At 70.3% G+C, this 24,569-nt stretch carries 22 protein-coding genes and 1 tRNA gene; 11 read left to right on the forward strand and 12 right to left on the reverse strand.

Annotated features, from left to right (window positions below; genetic code table 11):
* Positions 1 to 117: 117 nt before the first annotated feature.
* Together AB0O28_RS26910 and AB0O28_RS26915 are read left to right on the forward strand one after the other, a co-directional pair.
* Positions 118 to 561 (forward strand): hypothetical protein, encoded by a 444-nt coding sequence (locus tag AB0O28_RS26910; RefSeq protein WP_363644774.1) that lies wholly within the window; start codon positions 118 to 120, stop codon positions 559 to 561.
* 66 nt (positions 562 to 627) lie between these two features.
* On the forward strand, positions 628 to 1,839 hold the full coding sequence (locus AB0O28_RS26915; protein WP_363644776.1) for an MFS transporter: 1,212 nt from the start codon (positions 628 to 630) through the stop codon (positions 1,837 to 1,839).
* Positions 1,840 to 1,897: 58 nt separating this feature from the next.
* Here AB0O28_RS26915 and AB0O28_RS26920 read toward each other — a convergent pair whose 3' ends face one another.
* On the reverse strand, positions 1,898 to 3,037 hold the full coding sequence (locus AB0O28_RS26920; protein ID WP_363644778.1) for a cystathionine gamma-synthase: 1,140 nt from the start codon (positions 3,035 to 3,037) through the stop codon (positions 1,898 to 1,900).
* Positions 3,038 to 3,231: 194 nt separating this feature from the next.
* Here AB0O28_RS26920 and AB0O28_RS26925 point away from each other — a divergent pair, with 194 nt between their 5' ends.
* From AB0O28_RS26925 to AB0O28_RS26935, 3 genes are read left to right on the forward strand one after another with little or no spacing between them, the layout of a single operon-like run.
* Complete coding sequence (locus AB0O28_RS26925; RefSeq protein ID WP_363644780.1) at positions 3,232 to 3,738, forward strand: PadR family transcriptional regulator; 507 nt, start codon at positions 3,232 to 3,234, stop codon at positions 3,736 to 3,738.
* Positions 3,731 to 4,396 (forward strand): ABC transporter ATP-binding protein, encoded by a 666-nt coding sequence (locus AB0O28_RS26930; protein WP_363644782.1) that lies wholly within the window; start codon positions 3,731 to 3,733, stop codon positions 4,394 to 4,396. Before AB0O28_RS26925 ends, AB0O28_RS26930 begins: the two co-directional genes overlap by 8 nt.
* Positions 4,393 to 5,619, forward strand: coding sequence for a hypothetical protein (locus AB0O28_RS26935; protein WP_363644784.1), 1,227 nt, complete (start codon positions 4,393 to 4,395; stop codon positions 5,617 to 5,619). Before AB0O28_RS26930 ends, AB0O28_RS26935 begins: the two co-directional genes overlap by 4 nt.
* Before the next feature lie 104 nt (positions 5,620 to 5,723).
* Here the strand turns inward: AB0O28_RS26935 and AB0O28_RS26940 are convergent, their stop codons facing one another.
* Positions 5,724 to 7,094, reverse strand: a complete 1,371-nt coding sequence (locus AB0O28_RS26940; RefSeq protein WP_363644786.1) for a cystathionine beta-synthase — start codon at positions 7,092 to 7,094, stop codon at positions 5,724 to 5,726.
* A gap of 120 nt (positions 7,095 to 7,214) precedes the next feature.
* Here AB0O28_RS26940 and AB0O28_RS26945 point away from each other — a divergent pair, with 120 nt between their 5' ends.
* From AB0O28_RS26945 to AB0O28_RS26955, 3 genes are all read left to right on the forward strand, one after another.
* On the forward strand, positions 7,215 to 8,189 hold the full coding sequence (locus AB0O28_RS26945) for an SGNH/GDSL hydrolase family protein (protein ID WP_363644788.1): 975 nt from the start codon (positions 7,215 to 7,217) through the stop codon (positions 8,187 to 8,189).
* A 47-nt stretch (positions 8,190 to 8,236) separates the two neighbouring features.
* Positions 8,237 to 9,604, forward strand: coding sequence for a PQQ-binding-like beta-propeller repeat protein (locus AB0O28_RS26950; protein ID WP_363644790.1), 1,368 nt, complete (start codon positions 8,237 to 8,239; stop codon positions 9,602 to 9,604).
* Between the two features lie 438 nt (positions 9,605 to 10,042).
* A complete protein-coding gene (locus AB0O28_RS26955; RefSeq protein ID WP_363644792.1) occupies positions 10,043 to 11,260 on the forward strand; it encodes an acetyl-CoA C-acetyltransferase in 1,218 nt (405 codons plus the stop codon).
* A 48-nt stretch (positions 11,261 to 11,308) separates the two neighbouring features.
* Here the strand turns inward: AB0O28_RS26955 and AB0O28_RS26960 are convergent, their stop codons facing one another.
* The 3 genes from AB0O28_RS26960 to AB0O28_RS26970 all read right to left on the reverse strand — a co-directional run bounded on the left by AB0O28_RS26960 (position 11,309) and on the right by AB0O28_RS26970 (position 13,093).
* Positions 11,309 to 11,719, reverse strand: coding sequence for a PPOX class F420-dependent oxidoreductase (locus AB0O28_RS26960; RefSeq protein WP_363644794.1), 411 nt, complete (start codon positions 11,717 to 11,719; stop codon positions 11,309 to 11,311).
* A 182-nt stretch (positions 11,720 to 11,901) separates the two neighbouring features.
* Positions 11,902 to 12,120: a DUF4287 domain-containing protein gene (locus AB0O28_RS26965; protein WP_142619963.1), complete on the reverse strand. Its 219-nt coding sequence runs from the start codon at positions 12,118 to 12,120 to the stop codon at positions 11,902 to 11,904.
* Positions 12,121 to 12,307: 187 nt separating this feature from the next.
* Positions 12,308 to 13,093, reverse strand: coding sequence for a Bax inhibitor-1/YccA family protein (locus AB0O28_RS26970; protein ID WP_363644796.1), 786 nt, complete (start codon positions 13,091 to 13,093; stop codon positions 12,308 to 12,310).
* 435 nt (positions 13,094 to 13,528) lie between these two features.
* Here AB0O28_RS26970 and AB0O28_RS26975 point away from each other — a divergent pair, with 435 nt between their 5' ends.
* Positions 13,529 to 15,019, forward strand: coding sequence for an ATP-binding protein (locus AB0O28_RS26975; RefSeq protein WP_363644798.1), 1,491 nt, complete (start codon positions 13,529 to 13,531; stop codon positions 15,017 to 15,019).
* A gap of 5 nt (positions 15,020 to 15,024) precedes the next feature.
* On the opposite strand, the gene AB0O28_RS26980 is transcribed toward AB0O28_RS26975, so the two are convergent.
* The 3 genes from AB0O28_RS26980 to AB0O28_RS26990 all read right to left on the reverse strand — a co-directional run bounded on the left by AB0O28_RS26980 (position 15,025) and on the right by AB0O28_RS26990 (position 18,788).
* The gene (locus AB0O28_RS26980; RefSeq protein WP_363644800.1) at positions 15,025 to 15,999 is read right to left on the reverse strand and encodes an asparaginase; all 975 of its coding nucleotides are present in this window, start codon (positions 15,997 to 15,999) and stop codon (positions 15,025 to 15,027) included.
* Positions 15,996 to 16,808 carry a Clp protease N-terminal domain-containing protein gene (locus tag AB0O28_RS26985; protein WP_363644802.1) on the reverse strand — a complete coding sequence of 271 codons (813 nt, stop codon included), beginning with the start codon at positions 16,806 to 16,808 and terminating at the stop codon, positions 15,996 to 15,998. The genes AB0O28_RS26980 and AB0O28_RS26985 overlap by 4 nt, the downstream gene beginning before the upstream one ends.
* Before the next feature lie 1,239 nt (positions 16,809 to 18,047).
* Entirely contained in the window at positions 18,048 to 18,788 is a 741-nt protein-coding gene (locus AB0O28_RS26990; protein WP_363644804.1) for a trypsin-like serine protease, read from the reverse strand.
* Between the two features lie 317 nt (positions 18,789 to 19,105).
* On the opposite strand from AB0O28_RS26990, the gene AB0O28_RS26995 reads away from it, so the two are divergent.
* Positions 19,106 to 19,369 carry a hypothetical protein gene (locus AB0O28_RS26995; protein WP_363644806.1) on the forward strand — a complete coding sequence of 88 codons (264 nt, stop codon included), beginning with the start codon at positions 19,106 to 19,108 and terminating at the stop codon, positions 19,367 to 19,369.
* A gap of 476 nt (positions 19,370 to 19,845) precedes the next feature.
* Here AB0O28_RS26995 and AB0O28_RS27000 read toward each other — a convergent pair whose 3' ends face one another.
* A complete protein-coding gene (locus tag AB0O28_RS27000) occupies positions 19,846 to 20,508 on the reverse strand; it encodes a trypsin-like serine protease (RefSeq protein ID WP_363644808.1) in 663 nt (220 codons plus the stop codon).
* Positions 20,509 to 20,839: 331 nt separating this feature from the next.
* Here AB0O28_RS27000 and AB0O28_RS27005 point away from each other — a divergent pair, with 331 nt between their 5' ends.
* The gene (locus AB0O28_RS27005) at positions 20,840 to 21,592 is read left to right on the forward strand and encodes a hypothetical protein (protein WP_363644810.1); all 753 of its coding nucleotides are present in this window, start codon (positions 20,840 to 20,842) and stop codon (positions 21,590 to 21,592) included.
* Positions 21,593 to 21,915: 323 nt separating this feature from the next.
* On the opposite strand, the gene AB0O28_RS27010 is transcribed toward AB0O28_RS27005, so the two are convergent.
* From AB0O28_RS27010 to AB0O28_RS27020, 3 genes are all read right to left on the reverse strand, one after another.
* Positions 21,916 to 21,991, reverse strand: a tRNA-Leu gene (locus AB0O28_RS27010).
* A 256-nt stretch (positions 21,992 to 22,247) separates the two neighbouring features.
* A complete protein-coding gene (locus AB0O28_RS27015) occupies positions 22,248 to 23,606 on the reverse strand; it encodes an NAD(P)/FAD-dependent oxidoreductase (protein WP_363644812.1) in 1,359 nt (452 codons plus the stop codon).
* 151 nt (positions 23,607 to 23,757) lie between these two features.
* Positions 23,758 to 24,558 (reverse strand): uracil-DNA glycosylase, encoded by an 801-nt coding sequence (locus tag AB0O28_RS27020; RefSeq protein WP_363644814.1) that lies wholly within the window; start codon positions 24,556 to 24,558, stop codon positions 23,758 to 23,760.
* Positions 24,559 to 24,569: the final 11 nt, after the last annotated feature.

Below are 24,569 nucleotides of genomic sequence, written 5' to 3' on the forward strand. Positions count from 1 at the left end.
CCGTCGCCGGAAGTAGACCTCTCGGCGCTCCGGCGCCGGCGCGCGCCCGCGTCCGACGCGCTCGCGAAGAGCGCGTCAGGCCGACTGCGGGCCGATCGGTCAGGATAGCCTCTGCCCATGTCGCCTCTCGACCATCTGCTGCTGTGGCTGCACATAGGGTTCGCGATCTTCGCGCTCGGTCCGCTCACGGCGGTCACGAGCGTCACCCCGCGCTACATCCGTGCGCGGGAGGTGGGCGTGCTGCGGTATCTGCACCGCGCGACCCGGCTGTTCGGCCTGCTCACGATCGGCGTCTTCCTGTTCGGCCTGCTTCTGGGCCTCGCCATCGACCGGGGCGCGCTCGGCGCGCCGTACCTGTCGGTGTCGATGACCCTGTTCGTCGTGGCGGCCGTCCTGCTGGTGATCGTCGAGCGTGACCAGCGTACGGCCATCGCGGCACTGTCCAGCGAGTCGCCGGAGGACGACGCCAAGGTGCAGACCGGGCGGATCGCCGCACTGGCCGGTATCAGTGCCCTGATCTGGCTCGTCATCCTCTTCCTAATGATCTTCTTCAACCCCTAGAATTCCCTGTTTCTCCCGAATGTCCGGTAAAACGTCTTTGGCCGGAAACGGGGGAAAGAGGAGCGGGTGCACCTTACGACGCAACGCCGCGCGGCGTGGGCGCTGGTCGCCCTCGCCGTCGGGGCCTTCACCTACGTCACCGCCGAGGTCCTGCCCATCGGGCTGCTCACGGTGATGGCGACCGATCTGGACCGGTCGCCGTCCGAGACGGGCCTGCTCGTCACGGGGTACGCCGCGGTCGTGGTGCTGGCGTCGCTGCCCCTCACCCGGCTGACCCAGCGGGTGCCGCGGCGCAGGTTGCTCACCGCCACGCTGGCCGTGTTCGTCGCGGGGATGCTGCTGACCGCCGTGGCGCCGAACTACCCGACGCTGCTGGCCGCCCGGCTGCTGGTCGCGGCCACGCAGGCGCTGTTCTGGTCGGTCGCCACCCCGGCCGCGGCGGCCATGTTCCCCCCGGAGATCCGGGGACGGGCGATCGCCCGCATGTCGATCGGCAGCTCCCTCGGGCCCGTCCTCGGCGTCCCGGCCGGCACCTGGCTCGGCCAGCAGGTCGGCTGGCGGGCCGCGTTCGCCCTGGCCGCCGCCGTCGGCCTCGTCACGTGCGTGACCGTGGCGACGCTGATGCCGGGCCGTCGGCAAGCAGGCCCAGACAGCCACGAACCCGGGCGCGGCGCGACCCCGGACGCTCGCCGCTACGCGCTGCTCATCGTCGCCACCGTCATCGGGGTGGGCGGTTACCTCACGGCGTACACCTACATCACGCCGTTCCTGCTGGAGTTCGGCGGGTTCGCCCCGGCCGCGCTCAGCCCGCTGCTCCTCGCGTCCGGGATCGCCGGGGTCACGGGAACGATCGTGGTCGGCCGGTTGCTCGACAGCCGGCCGAGGACCGCTCTCGCCGGGCCGCTGGCCCTCATCACGTGCGCGCTGCTGGGCTTGTACGCCTTCGGCGCCGTGCATCCGGTGGCGGTGGTGGCCCTCTGCGTGACCGGCATGTCGTTCAGCGCGCTGGCGGCGGCCATCGCGAGCCGCGCGCTGCAGGTCGCCCCCGGCAGCACCGACATCGCCTCGGCCGGCAGCGGCTCCGCCTTCAACATCGGCATCGCGGGCGGCTCGCTGCTCGGCGGCGCGCTCATCGACCACTCGGGCGTTCGCAGCGTGACCGTGGCGGGCGCCGTCCTGACCGCAGCGGCACTCGGCGTCCTGCTGTGCGAACGCTGGGTGTCTCCTGCCCGCCCCGCCGCGCCGGAGCGTACGGCCCCGGCGCGGAGCCCCCATTAGACAGGGCGCGAAGCGCCCAGTAGACACATAAGACAGGGCGCGGAGCGGGCGGTGACTCTCAGCCCAGTGCCTCGGAGAGATCGGCCAGGAGGTCGTCGACGGTCTCGATGCCGACCGACAGACGTACCAGGTCGGCGGGAACCTCGAGCGGCGACCCGGCGGCCGACGCGTGGGTCATCCGGCCGGGATGCTCGATCAGCGACTCGACGCCGCCGAGGGACTCCCCGAGCGTGAACAGCTCGGCGCGGTTGCAGATCTCGACGGCGGCCTCCTCTCCGCCCTCGACGCGGAACGACACCATCCCGCCGAAGCGCCGCATCTGCTTGGCCGCGACCTCGTGGCCGGGGTGCTCGGGCAGGCCGGGGTAGAGGACCTGGACGACCTTCGGATGCGACAGCAGCAGGTCGACCACCCGCTCGGCGTTGTCGCAGTGCCGGTCCATGCGCACGCCCAGCGTCTTGAGGCCGCGCAGCGTGAGCCAGGCGTCGAACGGCCCGGCCACGGCGCCCATCGCGTTCTGGTGGTAGGCCAGCCGCTCGCCGAGGTCCGCCGACCGCGTCACCAGCGCTCCGCCGACCACGTCGGAGTGGCCGCCGACGTACTTGGTCGTCGAGTGGACCACCACGTCCGCGCCCAGACTGAGCGGCTGCTGCAGGTACGGCGAGGCGAAGGTGTTGTCCACCACGAGCACCGCGCCCCGATCGTGGGCGACGTCCGCCAGCGCGGCGATGTCCGCGACGTTCAGCAGCGGGTTCGTGGGCGTCTCCACCCAGACCGCCTTCGTCTCCGGCCGGACGGCGGCGCGAACCGCGTCCAGGTCGCCGAGCGGCACCGGGTCGAAGGAGACCCCCCACTCCTGGAGCACCCGGGAGAACAGCCGGTAGGTCCCGCCGTACGCGTCGTCGGGGATCACCACGTGGTCGCCCGGCTTGCAGACGGTCCGCAGCAGCGTGTCCTCGGCGGCCAGGCCCGACGCGAAGGCCAGCCCGCGCGCGCCTCCCTCGACGGCGGCCAGCGCCTCCTCGAGGGCGGTCCTGGTCGGGTTGGCCGACCGGCTGTATTCGTAGCCCGCCCGCAGGCCGCCGACGCCGTCCTGCTTGTAGGTGGACACGGCGTATATGGGAGGAACGACGGCACCCGTGTGCGGGTCCGCCTCCTGGCCCGCGTGGATGGCGAGCGTCTCGAAACCTTCGTTCATGGCCTCGAGCGTATCCGCAGGAGAAACGCGACCGTTCGCGCAAGACCGCCGACATGCGGATCAGCTCGCACGTGACTCGGCTCTGTGGTTCGGCGTCCTGCCGCGCAGGTCATCCGGCTGGAGTCCGGGCAGGGCGGCGGCAATCGCCAGGGTCTCTCTTTTGGCGACTATTCACTCAATGTATAGTCGCGATTATGACAACTGGTCATGTGCTACTTGGTCTCCTCGTCGAGCGCCCGAAACATGGCTACGAGCTCAAGAAGGAGCACGATCATCGTCTCGCCGGCGCCAAGCCGCTGGCGTACGGACAGGTCTACGCCACGCTGCAACGCCTGGAGCGCGACGGTCTGGCGGAGGTGGCCGAGACGCAGCAGGAGGGCGGCCCTGAACGCACCCTGTACGCGATCACTGAGAACGGCAAGGCAGAGCTGGAGCGGTGGCTGAACACCGTCGAGCCGTCGGCGCCGTATGTCGCCAGCCCCTTGTTCGCCCGGGTCGCCGTCGCGGGGAAGGCCGCCGACGCCTACCTCGTGCGGCAACGCGAAGCGCACCTCGCCCGCATGCGGGAGCTGACCGCCGAGAAGGCGTCCGGTGCGCCCGCCCAGGTGCTGGCGGCCGACTACGCGCTTCAGCACCTTGACGCCGACCTGCGCTGGATCGAGACCGCGCTCGCGCGGATGAAGGAGCACAGCAATGCTTGAAGCCAGAGCTCTGGGCAAGTCGTTCGGCCGGACCAGGGCGCTGACCGACGTCTCCCTGACGATCGCGGAGGGCGAGATCGTCGCCGTCACGGGGCCGAGCGGCGCGGGCAAGTCGACGTTGTTGCACTGCCTGGCCGGGATCGTCCGGCCGGAATCCGGCGAGGTCGTCCTGGACGGCAGGCGGATCGACACGCTGCCCGAGGCGGAGTTGACCAAACTGCGGCGCGAGAGCTTCGGTGTCGTCTTCCAGTTCGGCGAGCTGGTGCCCGAGCTGACCGCGGCGGAGAACGTCGCGCTGCCCTTGCTGTTCAACCGGCACGGCAGGCAGGAGGCGATGACCGTCGCGGCGCGGTGGCTGGCCCGGCTGGAGGTGTCCGATTGCGCCGACCAGCGCACCGGTGAGTTGTCCGGGGGGCAGCGGCAGCGGGTGGCCCTCGCGCGGGCGCTGGTGACCGGTCCGCGCGTGGTCTTCGCCGACGAGCCCACCGGGGCGCTGGACACGTTCGGCGGCGAGCAGGTGATGAACGCGCTGATCGGTACGGCCCGCGCCAGCCGTACCGCCGTCATCCTGGTGACGCACGACAACCGGGTGGCCGCCTACGCCGACCGGGAGATCGCTCTTCGCGACGGAGCAGTGCTGGCAGGTGCGCACCGGTGATCACCGTGCTGCGGATGTTGAACAGGGGACGCTCGCGGGCCGAGCGGGTGCGCGCCCGGCTGGTCGCCGCGGGCGCAGCGGTGGCGACGTTCCTGGTCTGCCTGGCCGTCAGCCTGGCGGACTACCAGGCTGAGGGTAGTTCGCTCAAGGGGCTCGGTCTGGCCCTGCTGGCCGTGCCGGTCGCCGGCCTGGTCCACCAGGCCAATCGGCTGGCCTCGGCCACCAGGGAGCGGCGGCTGGCCGCCCTGCGGCTGGCGGGGGCGACGCCGGGTGACGTGCGGCGGCTGGGTGCCCTGGAAGGAGGCGTGCTCGCACTGGGCGGGTCGCTGGGTGGCGGCGCGCTCTACGTGGTCACACATCTCTCCGGGCCGCTGCCGCAGGTGCCGGTGGTCGTGGCTGTGGTGACGCTCGGCGGGGTTCTGTCGGGGGCACGCGCCGGCCGTCACGTTGTCGCCTCCCCGCTGGGAGTGGCCCGTCGTGCGCGCGTGCGGGGGCCGCAGGTGGGGGACCTGCTCCTGTTCGGAGCGGGCGTCGGCTTCTTCGTCCTCGGAGCCGTGGTGAAGGGCCGTTTTCCGCTCGTCAGCACGTACGGGTCCGTGGTGGCCATGGCGGCCGGGCTGGTGCTGCTGCTGTTCGGCGTGACCTTGGCCGCGACCTGGGCGATCAGAGCGTACGCCCGCCGGGCCGGTCGGCGGGCCCGCTCGGCGGAGGCGCTGCTGGCCGCGCGGCTGGTCGAGGCGGATCCGCGGGCGTGGGCCAGGGCCCTGTCCGTGGTGAGCCTGACGGTGTTCTTCGGCGCGGGGGCCGGGGCCCAGCAGGCCGGCGGTGGCTACTCCCAGGCCCACGCCCTGGTGGACGTCGCGCTCCTGGTGGCACTGGTGATCTCGGCGGTCGCCCTGGTGGTGCACCAGGCGGAGGAACTGATCGACCTTCGCCGCTCGTTCTCCGCGCTGGCCGCTACCGGGGTGCCGGAGCGGGCGCTGGGAGAGGTGCTCGTGCGGCAGGCGGTCATCGCCGCGTTGCCCGTCTGCGTGGTGGCGGCCGTTGCGGGAGTTGCGGTGGTGGTCTTGGCCACCGTGGACGTCTACCAGGTTCAGTGGCTCAGCTGGGCCGTTGCCAGGGCCGTGGCCATGGCGGGCGTCGGAGTCCTCGCCGCGGTGCTCGTCGCCCTGGCGGCACGCCCTCTGCTGCGCGGCGCACTCCGTTTTGAGACGCGGACATGACCGTGATCACTCGAGGTCTCCGCTCTGGAGCCAGCGGTTCGCGGTAGTGCGCCGGGCGCGGGCATCCGCCCGCGCCCGAAGCCCGTTGTTCTTCGAACTGCTTGCTAGTGGTTGGCCAGGAAGGCGAGCAGGTCCTGCCGGGTGACCATGCCGACCGGCTTGCCGTCGTCGAGGACCACGGCGGCGTCGGCCTTCTCCAGCGCCTCGACCGCCCGGGCCACCGGCTCACCGGAGCCGATCATGGGCAGCGGTGCGGACATGTGGCCGCCGATCTCGTCCTCGGACCGCACCCGGCCGCGGTAGAGGCCCTCCAGCAGGTCGCGCTCCACGATGGAGCCGACGACCTCGGCCGCCATGACCGGCGGCTCCTCCTTCATCACCGGAAGCTGGGAGACGTTGTACTCCCGCATGATCGAGATCGCGGTGCCCACCGACTCGTGCGGGTGGACGTGGACGAACTCCGGCAGCCCCGGCGTCTTGCGGCCCAGCACGTCGCCGACCAGGCCCTCATCGCTCGTCTCTGTGAGGAAGCCGTAGTCGGCCATCCACTCGTCGTTGAAGATCTTCGACAGGTAGCCGCGGCCGCCGTCCGGCAGCAGCACGACCACGACGTCGTCGGGCCCGGCCGCCTGGGCCACCCGCACCGCCGCCACCACGGCCATCCCGCACGATCCGCCGACCAGCAACGCCTCCTCGCGCGCGAGCCTGCGGGTCATGCCGAACGAGTCCTTGTCGGAGACCGCGATGATCTCGTCGCAGATCGAGGTGTCGTACGTGACGGGCCAGATGTCCTCGCCCACGCCCTCGACCAGGTACGGCCGGCCGGTGCCGCCGGAGTAGACCGAACCGACGGGGTCGGCCCCGATGACCTTCACCCGGCCATCGGAGATCTCCTTGAGGTACTTCCCGGTCCCGCTGATCGTGCCGCCGGTGCCGATGCCCGCGACGAAGTGGGTGATCCTTCCCTCGGTCTGCTCCCAGATCTCCGGGCCCGTCGAGTGGTAGTGGCTCGCCGGGTTCTCCGGGTTGGAGTACTGGTCGGGCTTCCAGGCGTTCGGGATCTCGCGGGCCAGCCGGTCCGACACCGAGTAGTACGAGTCGGGGTGGTCCGGCGAGACGGCGGTCGGGCAGACGACGACCTCCGCACCGTACGCCCGGAGCACGTTGATCTTGTCCTGGGCGACCTTGTCCGGGCAGACGAACAGGCAGCGGTAGCCCTTCTCCTGCGCCACGATGGCCAGCCCAACGCCGGTGTTGCCGGAGGTCGGCTCGACGATCGTGCCGCCGGGCTTGAGCGCGCCGCTCCGCTCGGCCGCCTCGATCATCCGCACCGCGATGCGGTCCTTCACCGAGCCGCCGGGGTTGAAGTACTCCACCTTCGCCAGCACCTGAGCGGGCGCGCCCGCCGTGACCTTGCGCAGCCGGACGAGCGGGGTGTTGCCCATCAGCTCGATCAGCGAGTCGTGTACGCGCACCGCGATGACCACCTTGTTGCCGAAGCTTGTCAGCCTGCCGTCAGCCGGGGTCCCGGTAGGGGTGGCCGGAACTCGGCTAATTTCTTACTTCAAACCGTACCGTGAGCGTGGGGAGGGCGGGTGGTCTGGACATCCGGCGCGGCGCGCGCCGCCCGGCGCATCGCCACCGCCGCCGCCCTGGGCGGCGGCGGGCTCACGGCCCTCGGAGCGGTCACGTACGGCCTGCTGATGGCCGAGGCCATGGTGGCCCGCCGCATCGTGGGGCAGCCGCACGGCCTCGACGGCCCGAAGGCCGACGGCGTGTACGGCGCCTACCCCGGGGAGCCAATCCGCATCGCCGTCCTCGGCGACTCCCTCTCCGTCGGCCTCGGCATGACCCGCCCCGAGGACACCCCGGCCGTCCGCATCGCGTACGGGCTCGCGGCGGTGGCCGAGCGCCCGGTCAGCCTCACCGTGGCCGGCCGGTCGGGCGCAGCGTCGGTGGACCTCGGCGTCCAGGTGGACCGCGCGCTGGAGACGCGGCCGGAGATCGCGGTCGTCTTCGTGGGGGCCAACGACGTGACGACGGCGACCCTGCCGGCCCGGGCCGTACGGCACCTGCAGAAGGCGGTACGCCGCCTGCGCGAGGCCGGGGCCCAGGTGGTCGTGGGAACCTGCCCGGATCTGGGCACCGTACGCCCGATCGCGCAGCCGCTCCGGTGGGTCACCCGGCGCTGGTCGCGGCAGCTCGCCGCGGCTCAGACGGTCGCCGTCATCGAGGCGGGCGGCCGGACCGTGGCGTTCGCCGACCTGCTCGGACCCGAGTTCGACGCGAACCCGGCCGAGATGTTCGGACCTGATCGTTTTCATCCATCTGCCCGAGGTTACCTACAAGCCGCGTACGCAGTGCTACCGTCTGTATGCGCTGCGTTGGGGTTGTGGCCCGAGCCGGAACCCGTGCGCGTCGAAGGATCGCAATACCTCTTGGCCGCGATGGCCGTGGAGGAACCCGGCACCGAGGTCACCGCGACCCGTGTCGCCGGCCGGGCGGTCGGCCCCCATGGACGATGGGCGGCGCTGCTCCGGCGGAGACCCGGGCCGCTCCCGGACGCCTAGAGCCGGTTACCTGCCGCGGCCGGGCCATCACCCCCTGTAGGAGCGAAATGATCCGGCCCCAGCTGACCCACGTGAAACCCGCTCTGGCACTCGCCGCGACCGCCCTGCTGACCGGGGGCGCCCTCACCGGCTGCTCCGGTGGCGACGAGGCCGCGAAAGACACCCCGGCCTGGCAGAACACGCAGGTGAACGCGGTCAGCCGGCCTACCACCGGAGGGGGTGTCGCGGCCACCACCTCCATGCGGCCCGACGGCTCCCTGGAGACCGTCGCCCTCGACCTCGCCACCGGCCGACGGCTGTGGGCGCATCCCGCGACGATGGTGGGGCGGCTCCCCGGCATGGGGGTGCAGGCTCCCTCGACCGTCGAGACCGGCGGCGGGCAGGCCGTGGTGGTCGCGCTCGACCCCGCCGCGGCCGGTCACAAGGGCGCCACCCTGGTGGCCAGGGACGCCCGCACCGGGCAGCAGAAGTGGGTCAGGCCCGTGCGGTCCACCTTCGGGCCGCAGCGCTGCGGGCCGTACGTCTGCGTCTCGGAGGACACCGCGCTCTCGTCGGCCCGCGTCGTGGTCCTCGACCCCCGTGACGGCGCCGTGAAGTGGCGCCTGCCCGGCATCGCCGAGGTCGAGTGGTCCGACACGGCCAAGGTCGTCCTGCTCAGGCTCGCCTCCCACCCGGTGCTGGAGGCCCGCACGCTCAAGGACGGCAAGACCGTCTGGCAGCTGCCGATCGAGCAGGCCCTCGGCCCCGGCGTCGACCTGAGCGGGGGCTGGGCGTTCGGCGCGACGGGCGACAAGATCATCGGGTACGTCGCCCCCTACACCAATCCCCAGACCAAGGAGACCTCGACCTTCGGCCTGTTCTCCGCGCGTCTCGCCGACGGCGCCGTCGACTGGATGCGGCCGTCCGTCGTCCGCGTCTACCCCAGCGGGAACCCCGCGTACGCGCCGGTCGTCCGGCCGGTCGACGAGCAGGGCCAGTACGGCGGGTTCGCCCGGCTCGACGCCGAGACCGGACGGGTCCTGGGGCAGATCACGCCCACGCAGGTGCCCGGATCGGGCTGGTGGCTCGCCTTCCCGCCCGAGATGAACAAGCTCGGCTTCCTCAAGCGCGACGCGCCCGGCTCGGTCTTCGACCTCAGCACCGGCGAGCCGACCCCGGTGAGCGGCGCGACCGGCTGGTCGTTCTGCGTGACCGACCCCAAGCCGCTGCCGCTGCGGGGCATGATCCCCGGGTTCTACTCGATCGCGGCGCTGTGCGAGTTCGACCTGGCCACGGGCAAGCGTAAGGACTCCTCCTCCGCGCCGCCCTCCTGGTTCACCGGCAGCCAGAACGGCTGGCGCCTGTGGCGCGACGAGAAGGGCGGTCTCCACGCCCTCAACGACGGCACCGCCACCACCCCCGGCATGTACGGCTGAGCGGGCAACACCGAGCGCCCCGACGGTGAAGCGGGCAACACCGAGCGAGCCGTCGGGGCGCGCCGCCAGTCTGGACTGAGGAGAGAGGGAGTGAGGAACGAACTCCCGAACGACGAGGGAAGACATCGGAAGTGAGCGCCCCGACGAGCGAAGCGGGCAACACCGAGCGAGCCGTCGGGGCGCGCCGGTGTCTGGACTGAGGAACGCGCGCAGCGAGGAACGAGCGAGCACGTGACGAGGGCGTTGCCCCTGGCGCGCCTCCGGCACGACCCGGCGGGAGTGAGCGCCCCGACAGTGAAGCGGGCAACACTGTGCATCAGTACAAAGTTCTGGTGCGTGGGGTCCGAGACGTGGCGAGGGGCGTACCGAGGGGTAACCTCCGGGGAGGAGGCCCCGCGAACCCTGGTGGAGGGGCACGAGATCAGGCAGGAGAGTCACATGCCCGAGGCAGTCATCGTGGCGACCGCGCGTTCGCCGATCGGCCGCGCCTTCAAGGGGTCACTCAAGGACATCCGCCCGGAGGACCTGACCGTGCAGATGATCCGCGCCGCGCTGGCGAAGGTGCCGCAGCTCGACCCGAACGACGTTGACGACCTCATGCTGGGCTGCGGGCTCCCCGGCGGCGAGCAGGGCCACAACATGGCGCGCGTGGTCTCCGTGATGCTCGGGCTCGACACGGTGCCGGGCACCACCGTGACCCGCTACTGCTCCTCCTCTCTGCAGACGACGCGGATGGCGTTCCACGCCATCAGGGCCGGCGAGGGTGACGTGTTCGTCTCGGCAGGGGTCGAGACCGTCTCCCGCTTCACCAACGGCAGCTCCGACATGCCGCAGGCGCAGAACCCGCTGTTCGACGAGGCGAAGGCGCGGACGGAGGAGACCGCGAAGGGCGGCGCGCCCGTGTGGCGCGACCCGCGCGAGGACGGCGCGCTGCCCGACGTCTACATCGCCATGGGCCAGACGGCCGAGAACGTCGCGGCCCTGCGGGGCGTCTCGCGGCGCGAGCAGGACGAGTTCGGCGTGCGCTCGCAGAACCTCGCGGAGAAGGCCATCGCCAACGGTTTCTGGGAGAGCGACATCACTCCGGTGACGCTGCCCGACGGCACCGTGGTGAGCAAGGACGACGGCCCCAGGGCCGGCACGACATACGAGGCGGTCTCGCAGCTCAAGCCGGTCTTCCGGCCGGACGGCACGGTGACGGCGGGCAACTGCTGCCCGCTGAACGACGGCGCCGCCGCGGTGATCGTCATGAGCGACACCAAGGCCGCCGAGCTGGGCATCACCCCGCTCGCCCGGATCGTGTCGACCGGCGTCACCGGCCTGTCGCCCGAGATCATGGGGCTGGGCCCGATCGAGGCGTCGCGGCAGGCCCTCGCCCGCGCGGGCATGTCGATCGGCGACGTCGACCTGGTCGAGATCAACGAGGCGTTCGCCGCGCAGGTGATCCCCTCCTATCAGGAGCTGGGAATCGACATCGAGCGGCTCAACGTGAACGGAGGCGCCATCGCGGTGGGCCACCCGTTCGGCATGACCGGAGCCCGCATCACTTCCACGCTGGTCAACAGCCTGCGGTTCCACGACAAGTCCATCGGGCTGGAGACGATGTGCGTCGGCGGCGGCCAGGGCATGGCGATGGTGCTGGAGCGGCTGTCCTGATCGGAGAAGCCGACGCCGGTCCCGGCGCGCGCCGGGACCGGCACGGACTCAGCCGTGGTAGTCGGGGCCCGCGCGGGTGGGCTCAACCCGGATGATCACTCGCTTGTCCCGGATCATCGCGGCGCGGTAGTCGTCCCAGTCCGGGTGCTCGCCGCTGATGTCGCGGTAGTACTGCACCAGGTGCTCCATCGCGTCCGGCAACGAGACGACGTGGGCGGTGCCCTCGATCTGCATCCACTGGCCATAGAAGGCGTCGGTCATGACGGTGAGCACGACCTGCGGGTTCTCCCGCAGGTTGCGGGTCTTGACGGCCGTCTCGCGGCTGCTGATCACGATATAGCCGTCTTTGTCGCAGCCGACGGTCACTGGCGAGGTTTGCGGCCTTCCGTCTGAGTACCGGGTCAGCATGACCGCTCGGTGGTTGTTCCTGACGAACTCACGCGCCTTGTCGAGATCCATAGAACAATGATGCGCCCGCACCGGATCGGCGCGGGCGCATCACTGCTGCCTCTGGACGCTACTCGGGACGGGTGGTCGCCGGGAGCTAACCCGGCTGCCGCGAGCGTGTCCGCTCGCGGCTCGCTGCTGCTGCGTGCTGTGGACGCGGGACGATGCTGCCCCGCCCGCGCTCGGATCGGTCGCTAGAAGCGGCGGCGCCGTTCGTGCTCGAGGACGATCGCGGCGGCGTAGCCGTGGCTCAGCCCGTGCTCGTCGGCGAGCCAGTTGGCCCGCTCTTCGCAGCGTAGGAACGACGGGCCGTTGTCGATGGCTTCGAACCACTCTGGGAGGTCGCGCCCGGTTATGGACGGGACACGGGCGATCAGCTTGGTCTGGGTCTCCGGTGAGTGGTTCAACGACATGGGCACCTCCACGGAAAAGGCTGCTTTGTGTCACAGTGCATCACCGCTCCGCGCTTGACAAGCCCTCAGCGGCATTGATTTGTTACAAGATGTTGATCAAAAGTTACGGCAGCGATCACCGGATCCTGATATAGAGCGACAAAGGGGCGCCGCTCCCGAAGGAATGGCGCCCCTTGCGCTCGTACGGCTAGTCGTTGCTTGTGAAGTAGCTGATGAAGCGGAGGATCTCCAGGTAGAGCCAGACGAGGCTCAGGGTCAGGCCGAAGGCCATCAGCCACGAGTAGCGCTCCGGCACGCCGGCCCGCACTCCCTGCTCGATCTCACTGAAGTCGAGCAGCAGGAAGAAGCAGCCCAGCAGGATCATGGCGACGCTGAAGATCCAGCCGAGGGGCGTGTCGGCGCGCAGGCCGAAACCTCCCGGAAGGAAGAGGCTCCCGATCCAGTTGAGCAGCATGAGGCCGATCGCGGCGAACCCGGCGGCGATCACGAACTTGGCGAACTTCGGCGTCGGCCGGAAGATCTTCAGCGTGTACACCGCGAGCGTGCCGCCGAAGGCGACCATCGTGCCGAGCACGGCCTGCAGGACGATGCCGTCGGTGGCCTCGTTGTACATGTGGCTCAGCACACCGATGGCGAGGCCGTAGCACACGGAGTAGCCGAGGATCAGCGCCGGGTTCGTGCTTTGCTTGAACGACACGATGAGCCCGAGGATCAGGCCCACGATCATCGCCGGCGCCGCGAGCCCCCAGCCGAGGTCGAGGTACCAGGCCAGGGCCGCCGACACGACGAGCGTGCCGAGGGTCATGAAGCCGCGCACCACGACGTCGTCGATCGTCATGGTCCGCGCTCCCGGGGGAGCGTACGAGGGCGTGGCGTACATCTGGTTCAGCTGCTGCACGCTGGGCGTGGGACCGGCCCACGCCTGCTGACCAGCCGCCCCGCGCCGACTGAATATGGGGTTCTTACTCTCCATTCGCTTCCTCCAGGACGCGACTCACTGATCAGCCGCTGCGCGGCCTAGTGGGGATGGTGCCCGAGGAGCGGTGCCCCTACAAGTGGGAGCGCCACTCCACCGCACTGGTAACGATCAGGATTTCCGGCGAGTTCCCGCCGGCGCCTACCGGAAACCGGCTGACGTCGATCACAGGAACAAACTTGAATAATTCATTCAGTTGAGTTCTTCAAGTCTGGTGCTAGCGTGAGCTGAAGCCGAAAAGTAGCGGCCTGACCAGGCAGAACGCTTCAGCGATCATCCGCCTGCCGTTGCTGACCTCTCAAGTCACACAGGCACAGGGCACTCGGCCGGCCACGTGGACGATCGTGAGCCGCCGCCAGCCACGTGCCGTAGGGGAATGTCATCGCGAGGAGGACGGCGATGAAAGTCAGCGGCCCACCGTTACTGCGAAGGTTGCGGCCTCATTCCATCCGGGGGCGCGTCACGGTTCTCGTCACCGCGCTCGCCACCCTGCTGCTGATCCCGACCGGGATCCTGGGCAGCATTCTGGCCCGGCAGGCGTTCTCCACCGCGGTCTGGCTCGACGCGCGGCAGGAGGCGGCGCTCACTGCCGCCGCGTGGCGTACGGGTCATTTCCGCGGCGGCATCACCCCGCAGGTGGCCGGGATCGACCTGGTCCAGGTGGTGGCTCCCGACCGGCGGGTGCTCGCCGCGTCGCCCGCCGCCCGGGGGATGGCCCCGCTGAGCTCCTTCTGGCCGTCACAGCAGGACCCGATGCAGGATCTGCAGGCCTGTCCGCACTACGGGATCGGCTGCCTGCGTCTGTCGGCGCTGCGGGTGACGCCGGGTTCGGACTCCCCCGTCGTCTACGCGGGACGTCCCGTCGACGGGTTCACGCCCGTCGCGATGTTCGACCTGCTCTTCACCGTGGAGGTCGCCGCGCTCGTGCTTCTCACCGCCTGGGCCACCTGGAAGGTCGCCGGGCGCACCCTGCTGCCCGTCGAAGCGATCCGCAGCGACCTGGCGGCCGTCAACGTGAACGACCTGGACACCCGGGTGCCCGTACCGGCCGGGGACGACGAGATCGGGCGGCTCGCCCGCACCGTGAACAGCACGCTCGCCCGCATCGAGGAGGCCAAGCGAATCACCGAGCGGGCGCTGCGGCGGCAGCGCGAGTTCGCCGCGGACGCCTCCCACGAACTACGCACTCCTCTCGCCGGCCTGCGCACGCAGCTGGAGGAGGCGCAGCTTCACCCCGACGAGACCGACCTGCGGTCGCTGCTCAAGGACGCGCTGCTCGACGTGGAACGGCTGGAAGCGATCATCGACGACCTGCTCCTGCTGGCGAAGGTGGGGGCGACGGCCCCGGACCGCACGCTCGTGGACGTGTCGGAGCTGGTCAGGGATGAGGTCGCCCGCCGGACGGACCGGATACCGGTGCGCCTCCGGCTCGCGGACGGGGTCAGGATGCACGCCGCTCCGCGTCATCTCGCCCGGCTGCTGACCAACCTGCTCGACAACGCCCAGCGGCACGCCCGCAGCGTGGTGGAGATCGGGCTGCGGCGCGACGCCGGCTTCGTCGAGTTGCGGATCGGCGACGACGGGCCAGGCGTCCCGGTGGACGAACGAGAGCGCGTCTTCGAGCGGTTCGCCAGGTCGGACTCGGCGCGCAGCCGAGGCATCGGAGGCACCGGGCTCGGCCTGGCCATCGCCCGTGACATCGCCCGCGCCCACTGCGGCACCCTCGTGGCGGCCGAGTCGGCGCACGGCGGCGCCGAGTTCGTGCTGCGCCTGCCGGTCTCCGGCTGCCCGCCGATCGCCGGCGCCGCGGCCTCTCGGGCCGTGACCGGCCATGCCACGGGCCCGAACGCCGAGCCGTCGCAGCCGGAGAACGCGCCCGGGCCGGAGGACACCTGGGCGCCGGCGAACCAAGGGCGCACCTGACAGGGTCACAGGCCGGCGAACCAGTCCCGGACGGCCCGCCGCCCGCCCCCGCCGAGCGCCACCATGAGGGCGTAGCGGGCCTTCACCGCCGTCAGTCCGCGTGCCCCGACGGCGCCGACCTTCCACTGGGCCAGTCCCAGGCCCAGTGGAAGGTCGTCCAGCGGGACCGGCCGGGTGCGGCACCGCGAGGCGACCACCACGGGGATGTCCCACTCCGTCAGCTCACTGATGGTCGCGTACAGGGTGATCGGGACGTTCCCGGCGCCGGTGCCCTCGAGCACGATTCCCCTGGCCCCGGCGTCCACGACGGACGTGAGGAGCACGGGGTCCATCTCCGGGTACGTCTTGACGAGCGCGACGTGGGTCTCCGGCTCTCCCCGCGCGGCGGGGGGCCGCGGCGGAGGTACGGCCGTCAGCTCGGCCCGCCCGTCCACCACCCGGCCGAGGATCGGCGCGGGAGCCGAGGACATGGCCGCCACGCCCGTCGCGTCGGTCATCGTGACCCAGCGGGCCGCGTGCAGTTCGTCGTTCACGCAGACCACCGCGCCGGCGCCGCGAAGAGCGGGATCGGCGGCGGCGACCAGAGACGACGCGAGGTTGCGCGGGCCGTCGCTCGACAGCTCGTCCAGCCCGCGCACGGCGCCGGTCAGCACGATGCCACCGCGGAGAGCGGCGGGCCCGGCGAGCAGATCGGCGAGGAAGGCCGTCTCCTCGATCGTGTCCAGGCCGTGGGTGACGACCACACCGTCGAACCCCTCGTTCAGCAGGGCCGACCGGGCACGCCGGGCCAGCCGCAGCATGGTGGAGGGCGAGGTGTCCCAGCTCGGCTCGGCCTGCACGTCCTCGGTCACGACCTCCACGCCGAGATCCCCGGGCACGGCCGCCAGCAGGTCGGCGGCCAGTGCGAGCCCCGGGCGGCCGGTGTGGCGGGCGTACGCCATGACGTCGCCCGTCGCGAGCAGCAGCACGCGACCGGTCACGACGCGTCGCCCTCGCCGGGTGCGGCGACTCCGGCGTGCCGCTCGAGCCGTTCGACACGCTGAAGGAGCGGAGCGATCTCCTGACGGACGACCGCCGCCACGATCTGCGCGGCGTTCTGGGGAAGGTTCTGAGAGGCGTTCTGGGACGCGTCCTGTCCCTGAGCCCGGAGGTGGACGTAGCCGGCGAGCGCCGCGGCGACCGCGCGCCGCGTGAGGCGGGGCTCGGCGCCCCGCGCCCGCAGCACGTGCCCGGCGGTTCCGTCGGGCTCCGCGACCAGACCGAGCAGCAGATGTTCACATCCGATGTAGTTGTGCCCCAGCGCGTGGGCCTCGGTGACCGCCAGTTCGAGGGCGCCCGCCGCGGACGCGTCGAACCGGCTCGGGCCGTCCTTCCGCGCCCCCTCGTCCCCGGCCCGTTCCCGGCCGGCCGCCCCGGCGGGTGCGGACGGGCGGCTCGCGAGGTCGCGTTCGAGCAGGGCGGGCTCGATCTCCATGGCCCGCAGGACGTGCAGGGCGAGATTCTGCCCCTCGGCCAGCATCGCGGCGAGCAGGTGCTCGGTGCCGACGCCGGAGGCGCCCTCGGCCCTGGCCCGTTCCAGCGCCAGCCGGAAGACGGCCCGCGTCCTGGACGTGAAGTGCGACAACCGCGGGTCGTCCACCTCGAAATCGCCGATGACGCTCTCCCGGATGGCGGCCACACGGCGGACCGCCTGCTCCAGCGCCCGCTGACAGATCGCGGACACCGGCAGAGCCGCCTCCTTGACCGCCTCGGCGAGATCGTCCGGCAGATACACGTTGATCTTAGGCATGAGCCATTTATACCCCTAATGGGGGTACACGTCTATACCCCCAATCCGGGCGTCAGGGACGCGTGACGAACCAATCCAGAGGCCGGTCAGCCGGTCGCCCGGATATCGCGTACGCCGCCATGCACCCACGGCAGCCGTCCGGCCCCGCCACGACTTCGAGGAGGACCGCCCCCCAAGGGAGGGGCGGTCATTGTGATGCGGTTACGGTCGGTCACCGCGGCCCCCGGGTATGCTGCCCGCCGCCGGGATGTTCGCCGCCGCCCGGGTGCCCAGGGTGAACGGGATGCCCGGGATGCCCCGGATGGATGGGATGCCCGGGGTGAACGGGATGGCCGGGATGCCCGGGGTGAACGGGATGCCCGGGGTGGCCGCCGTGGAGCGGTTGACAGTGCGTGCGCCCGTGGCGAGAACGACAGCACCTACGGTGGCCTTCCCTCCAGCAGCGCTCGGCGATGCCCGGTGGGTCCTCGTGCGGCGACGTCGCCACTGCCGCCTTCGCGGGGCTGGAGGTCGTTGCGACTGAGGCCAGGCCGGTCTGCGCCGGCAGCACCGCGAGTGCGCCGAGAAGGGCTGCACCTAAGATGCCGCATTTCTTCCCGTACATGCGACTCCTCCTGGTCGCGGGGCCTGCTTGCGCCCGATGTGCGCACCCAAAGCCCCCCGAATCGGACTTACGGGGAGTATTCCCCTCTCCGTGAGGTCATAGATGCACCAGCAGTCAAGTTGGCCTCTGCGATTACCCCGACAAGTCCAAAACACTGCGGTAACAGCGGTACTGCCGGATGTCCTCATCTGGTGCCTTCTGGGTGTACGCGTCGTCGCCGCCGCTCCCGGCGGACACCGAGGTCCATGAGGAAGGGCCAGTCGGCCCTCGTGAGGCGACGGCATCGGGTGTTCGGGCCCGTCGGCAGGGCCTGCGCGCATCTTGCCCGCGAGTTTCGCCGGTCGTCCGGCCGCGCCGTACAACCCGGCGGGCGGGGCCGAAGAGGCCACTGTCCCGCTGCCAGCGTCGGTGCCGACGCCGGAGACGCCCTCGGCCCGCGCCCGGTCCAGCGCCACGGGTGCTGGGCGTGAACTGCGACAACCGGGGGTCGTCGATCTCGAAATCGCCGATGACGCTCTCCCGGATGGCGGCCATACGGCGAACCGCCTGCTCCAGTGCCCACTTGAAGACCGCGGGCACCGGCAGAGCCGCCTCCTTGACCGCCTCCGCGAGATCGTCCGGCGGGTGCACGGGCGTCAGGGAAGCGTGACGAACCAACCGAGGAACTGGCGGGCCGAGGCGGTGTCCAGGCGGTAGTTGACGTTGGTCGACTTGCAGCCGTCGTCCACGCCGCTGATCGTGGTGGCCACGAGCAGGTCGGAGTCGGAGCCTCCGAGGTAGTTGGGACCGCCCGAGTCGCCGTAGCAGGTTCCACCCTCCCCGCGCGAGGAGTTGGGCGACAGTTCGAGCCACCTGCCGGTGAGGCGCTTGAAGGAGATGGACGTCCGGCTACGCGTGTCGGTGTAGTGGAAGCGCCATTTGTGCGCCCTCTTGACAGGGTCCAGCGAGCCGTAGCCGACCGGGGTGAACCGCATGGTCTTCAGGGTGCCGTCGTCCTTGAACCGGTCGAGCAGGCCCAGAGAGGGAAGCCTGGCCGGCTTGATCCCGGGGACGGGGGCGCTGAAGACGACGACCGCCATGTCGTAGGAGTCACTCTTGTCCATGTGCCTGGAGTCGGGGATGTAGCGACCGGTGTAGACCTTGTCCCCGTCCTTGTAATGGCTGGCGAAGGAGACCCGTGCGGTCTTCTGCCCCTCACCTCCGCAGTGAGCGGCCGTGAGGAAGACGGTCGGCGAGATGAGGGTGCCGGTGCAGTACGCCCACGTGCCGTCGCTTTGCACCTTGTCGCCGATGAGGGCTCCCACCTCGGGGTGATCACTCTGGTCGACCGAGCCGTGGGTGATGGCCGACGCGGGCGAGGCGATCCCCGCAATCAAACCAGTAAGAATCACGACAAAAGGGACGAAACGCATGGGCAACTGTATCCCCGCGTCGGCCCGCTCTTGACAATCACGAGCAAAGATCTACCGTGTGCGCGTCAAGATCGGTGTTCGCGCATCGGAAGACCCGTCAGCGGTGCTGAAACGGCTGCGGCGTGTGCTCAGACCGGCTGCCCTGCGCAGGGAATGGAAAGCAGGCACAGGCCACTCCGCCACACATGAAGACCGCCCCTCCAAAGGAGGAGCGGCCATAGTGCTAGCCCGGTCGCTTACCGCGGCCCCCGTCCGTGGTGACCACCGCCGTGGTCGCCGCCGTGACCGCCACCGTGACCGCCACCGTGGTCGCCACCGTGACCACCGCCGTGATCGCCGTGACCGCCGCCGCCGTGATCGCCGTGATCGCCGTGATCGCCGCCGCCGTGGTCGCCGCCGTAGTACGTACAGTGCTTGCGCCCGCCGTGATGCCGACAGCACCTACGGTGGCCTTCCCTCCAGCAGCGCTCGGCGATGCCCGGCGGGTCCTCGTGCGGCGACGTCGCCACTGCCGCCTTCGCGGGGCTGGAGGTCGTTGCGACTGAGGCCAGGCCGGTCTGCGCCGGCAGCACCGCGAGTGCGCCGAGAAGGGCTGCACCTAAGATGCCGCATTTCTTCCCGTACATGCGACTCCTCCTGGTCGCGGGGCCTGCTTGCGCCCGATGTGCGCACCCAAAGCCCCCCGAATCGGACTTACGGGGAGTATTCCCCTCTCCGTGAGGTCATAGATGCACCAGCAGTCAAGTTAGCCTCTGCGATTACCCCGACAACTCCAAAACACTGCGGTAACAGCGGTACTGCCGGATGTCCTCATCTGGTGCCTTCTGGGTGTACGCGTCGTCGCCGCCGCTTCCGGCGGACACCGAGGTCCACGAGGAAGGGATCCGCATGCAGTACCGGCCGGACGGCCGGGGCGCGTGAGGTCGCGTTCGAGCAGGGCGGGCTCGATCTCCATGGCCCGCAGGACGCGCAGGGCGAGGTTCTGCCCCTCAGCCGGCATCGCGGCCCGACAGGGTCACCATCAGGGAAGTGGGACGAACTCTCCGAGGAAGTCCCGGACCTCGGGGATGTCCAGGCGATAGTCGACGTTGGTCGTCCGACAGGCGTCGTCCACTCCGCTGATCGTCGTGGCCACGAGCAGGTTCGAGTCGGGACCTCCAAGGTAGTTGGGGCCGCCCGAGTCGCCGAAGCAGGTTCCGCCCTCCCCGCGCGAGGAGTTCGGCGCCAGGTCGAGCCACCTGCTACCGAGGCGCTTGAAGGAGATGGAGGTCTGGTTGCGCGTGTCGGTGTAGTAGTAGCGCCAGCCGTGCCGCTTCTTCGTGGGGTCCAGCGAGCCGTACCCGACCGGGGTGAAACGCGCGGTCTTCAGGCTGCCGTCGGCCTTGAGCTGGTCGAGCAGGCCCAAAGTGGGCAGCTTGGCCGGCGCGATGCCGGTGACGGGCTCGGGGAAGATCACGACCGCCAGGTCATAGGCGTCGCCCTTGTATCTCGAGTCGGCCACGTAGCGTCCGGTGTACAGCTTCTCGCCGGGCTGGTAGTGGCTGGCGAAGGAGACACGGGCGGTCTTCTGGCCCTCGTGCCCGCAGTGGGCGGCCGTGAGGAAGACGGTCGGGGAGATGAGGGTGCCGGTGCAGTACGACCACGTGCCGTCGCTTTCCGGCTTCTCGCCGATGAGGGCTCCCACTTCCGGATGCGCGGTCTTATCGACCGAGCCGTGAGTGATGGCCGACGCAGGCGAGGCGATGCTTGCCATCAAACCCGCAAGAATCATGACAAAAGGGACGAAACGCATGCACGAATGTATCCGAGCATGGGCTCCCTATGACAAAACTGAACGAAAAGATCTACGATCGGCCGTCAGGGTGGGCCCTCCTGGATCAACGACCGCGCCGCCGGAACACGCAGCGGGAGACCGCGCCCACAACCCGCCAAACACGCGAAGACCGCCCCTCCAGTCGAAGGAGGAGCGGCCATGGTGATGCGGTCCGAGTCGCCTACCTCGGCATCCGGCCCCCGTGGTCGTGGCCCCGGTGGTCGTGCCCGCGGTGGTCGTGCCCGCGGTGGTCATGCCCGCGATGGTCGTGGCCCCGGTGGTCATGCCCGCGATGGTCGTGGCCCCGGTGGTCGTGGCCCCGGTGGTCATGCCCGCGGTGGTCATGCCCGCGATGGTCATGCCCGCGATGGTCATGCCCGCGATGGTCATGCCCGCGATGGTCGTGGCCCCGGTGGTCGTGGCCCCGGTGGTCATGCCCGCGATGGTCGTGGCCCCGGTGGTCGTGGCCCCGGTGGTCGTGGCCCCGGTGGTCATGCCCGCGGTGGTCGTGGCCCCGGTGGTCGTGGCCCCGGTGGTCATGCCCGCGGTGGTCATGCCCGCGGTGGTCGTGGCCCCGGTGGTCATGCCCGCGATGGTCGTGGCCCCGGTGGTCATGCCCGCGATGGTCGTGGCCCCGGTGGTCATGCCCGCGATGGTCGTGGCCCCGGTGGTCATGCCCGCGATGGTCGTGCCCGCGATGGTCATGGCCCCGGTGATCGTGGCCCCGGTGGTCATGCCCGCGATGGTCGTGCCCGCGGTGGTCGTGCCCGCGATGGTCATGCCCGCGATGGTCATGGCCCCGGTGATCGTGCCCGCGGTGGTGGTCCCGGCCATGCCCGTCGTCCTGCGGCGATATCGCCGCCGCGGCAGCCGCGAGACCGGAGACCGGCGAGGACGAGGCCAGGGCTCCGTGGGTCGGCCACAGCACGAGCGTGCCGAAAAGCGCCGCACCTAAAATGCTGTTTCGTTTCCCGTACATGCGATTCCTTCCGGTCGGGGCCTCTGCAGCGCCGCATGAGCACGCCTAGAAGCCTCCCGAATCGGACATACGGGACTATTCCCCTCTTCAGGGGGTCATCGATGTATCAGCAGTCAAGTTGGCATCTCGAGTTGCCATAGCAACTCCAAAGACACTTTGGTATCAGCGGTGATCTCGCCCGCGGTTCTCCGATGACGGGCTATACCTTCGGGTACGCGGCCGGTGCAACGGGGCCGAGTTCGACGCCAAGGGCGTCGTGCTACCCGCTCGTGTCGATGCCAAGGTGCACTGCCGGGCGCTGGTGCCCCCGGTGGGACTCGAACCCACACCACAGCCCTTTTAAGGGGCTTGCCTCTGCCATTGGGCTACGGGGGCGCCGCGATCATATGTCACGGATCACTCCTCTGTAAGCAAGTTACGTCTTACGCGGCTTGTCCCCCTTTCCGCAGCGCGCGAACGGCGCCCCTGGCCGCCGCCCGGTCAAGGTCCTGGAGACCGTCCGCACCTTCTCTCCCCTCCATCACAGCAGCACGTCAGAGCGCAGGAACACGGAACGGCCCAGCGGTGTGTGCCGCCAGGCCGTGTCCGGTGTCCCCATGTCGCGTTGCCGAAGCCGTTTCCGCCGAGCGGATCAGCGCTTGAGGCCGCTCTTCGCCGCCGCCCTGAACTCGTCGCGCGGGTGCTCGATCTCCCCGAGGGAGACGGTCTCCCGCTTGAAGAACAGCGACAGCGTCCAGTCCATCACCACGCGGACCTTCCGGTTGGCCGTGGGGACGCGCGACAGGTGGTAGGTGCGGTGCATGAACCAGGCCGGGAAACCGCGCAGCTTCACGCCGTAGACGTTGGCGACGCCCCGGTACAGGCCGAGACCGGCGACCGACCCGGCGTACTTGTGCCGGTAGTCCTGCAGCTTCTCCCCGCGCAGGTACGCGGTGATGTTGTCGCCGAGGACCTTGGCCTGCCGTACGGCGTGCTGGGCGTTGGGCGCGCAGTACTGGCCGGGGTTGGTCATGTCGGGAACACCCGCGATGTCACCGGCGGCGAAGGCGCCCTTGACGCCCGCGACCGTCAGGCGCGTCGTGGTCTTGATCCGGCCGCGCTCGTCGACCGGCAGGTCGGTGGAGTTGACGATCGGGCTGGGTTTGACGCCGGCGGTCCAGACGATCGTGGCCGACTCGAACTCGTCACCGTCCGAGGTCTTGACCAGGCCGCCCTCGCACGACTGCAGGAACGTCTCCATCTTGAGCTCGATGCCGCGCTCGCGCAGCTGCTCGGCGGTCCACTCGCCCATCTCGGGACCGACCTCGGGCAGGATGCGGTTGGACGCCTCGATCAGGACCCAGCGCAGGTCCTTCTTGTCGATGCTCGGGTAGTACTTGATCGCGTCCTCGGTCATGTCCTCGAGCTCGGCGAGGGCCTCGATGCCCGCGAAGCCGCCGCCGACCACGACGAAGGTCAGCGCGCGGCGGCGCACATCCTCGTCGTCGCTCGACTCGGCCCGGTCAAGGAGGGCGATGACCCGGTTGCGCAGCGCGATGGCCTCGCCGACGGTCTTGAAGCCGATGGCCGCGTCCTCGAGGCCGGGAATCGGCAGCGTACGCGAGATCGAGCCGGCCGCCATGACGACGACGTCGTACTCGATCTCCCGGGACTGGCCCGCGGCGGGCTCGAAGGTCAGCGTGCGCGCCTCGTGGTGCACCTTGGAGACCTTGCCGTTGAGGATGCGCACCTTGGGCAGCACCCGGCGCAGCGGGGCCACGACGTGGCGCGGCGAGATGTTGCCGGCCGCCGCCTCCGGGAGGAACGGCTGGTAGGTCATGTACGACTGCGGGTCGATGAGCGTGATCCGCACGCTGCCGTCGCGCAGCTCTCGGCGGAGCGTGCGCTGGAGACGAAGAGCCGTGTAAAGGCCCACGTATCCACCGCCGACGATGACGACGTGCTTCCAGTTGCGGTCTGCCACGATGCCCTCCCAAGCTTGTGAAAGCATTCACAAGCCTACGTCACGAGTTGGCAATCACACCAATCCACCACGGCCGAAGGTTCAGTGATTTTCACCACTTTGTCATCTGCGACTGAGATTTCTCGGGAAAATTCCCGGAATCTTTCCTAAGTGATCGACTTCACACTTGTGAAGTGGTTCACAAGGCGGTCCCCAGGGCGGCGGCGCGGGAGAAGACCGCGTCGAGCATGTCCGCGGTGACCCGGCCGGTGAAGGTGTTCTGCTGGCTGGGGTGATAGCAGCCGATGAGCGTGATCGGAGTCGCTCCGTGGGCGACGGGCACCTCCACGGCGTGCCCGAAGGGCGGTCTGCGGGACGGCAGCGTGAACCCGGCCGCGCGCAGCGCGGGCCACACCGCCTGCCAGGCGAAGCCGCCGAGCGCCACGATCACCCGGGCCGTTCCTGCCACCAGCGTGAGCTCCCTGGCCAGCCAGGGGAAACAGGTGTCACGCTCCTCGGGGGTGGGCTTGTTGGCGGGCGGCGCGCACCGCACCGCGGCCATCATCCGCGCGCCGATGAGCCGCTGCCCGTCCCCCGCGTGAACGCTGGTCTCCTGCGCGGCGAGTCCGGTGCGGTACAGCGACGCGAACAACCAGTCGCCGCTGCGGTCGCCGGTGAAGATCCGGCCGGTCCTGTTGCCGCCGTGCGCGGCGGGCGCCAGCCCGACGATGAGCGTGTGCGGCTTCTCGTCACCCCAGCCCGCGATCGGCCGGCCCCAGTAGGTCTCGTCCGCGAACGCCCGCCGTTTGACGTCGGCGACCTCCTCGCGCCACTCGACGAGACGCGGGCAGGCGCGGCACACCGACTGCCTGGCCGTCAGGTCCGCGAGCGTACGGCTCTCGGCCGCCAGTTTGGCGACTTCGTCAGCGTCGTGGGCGACGGGGGTGTCCGGGCGTGCGGGGTCGCCCGGCCAGCCGGAACCGGGAGGAACGAAGCTCATGACACCGATCG

The organism is Microbispora sp. NPDC088329, assembly GCF_040685655.1.
GTDB lineage: Bacteria > Actinomycetota > Actinomycetes > Streptosporangiales > Streptosporangiaceae > Microbispora.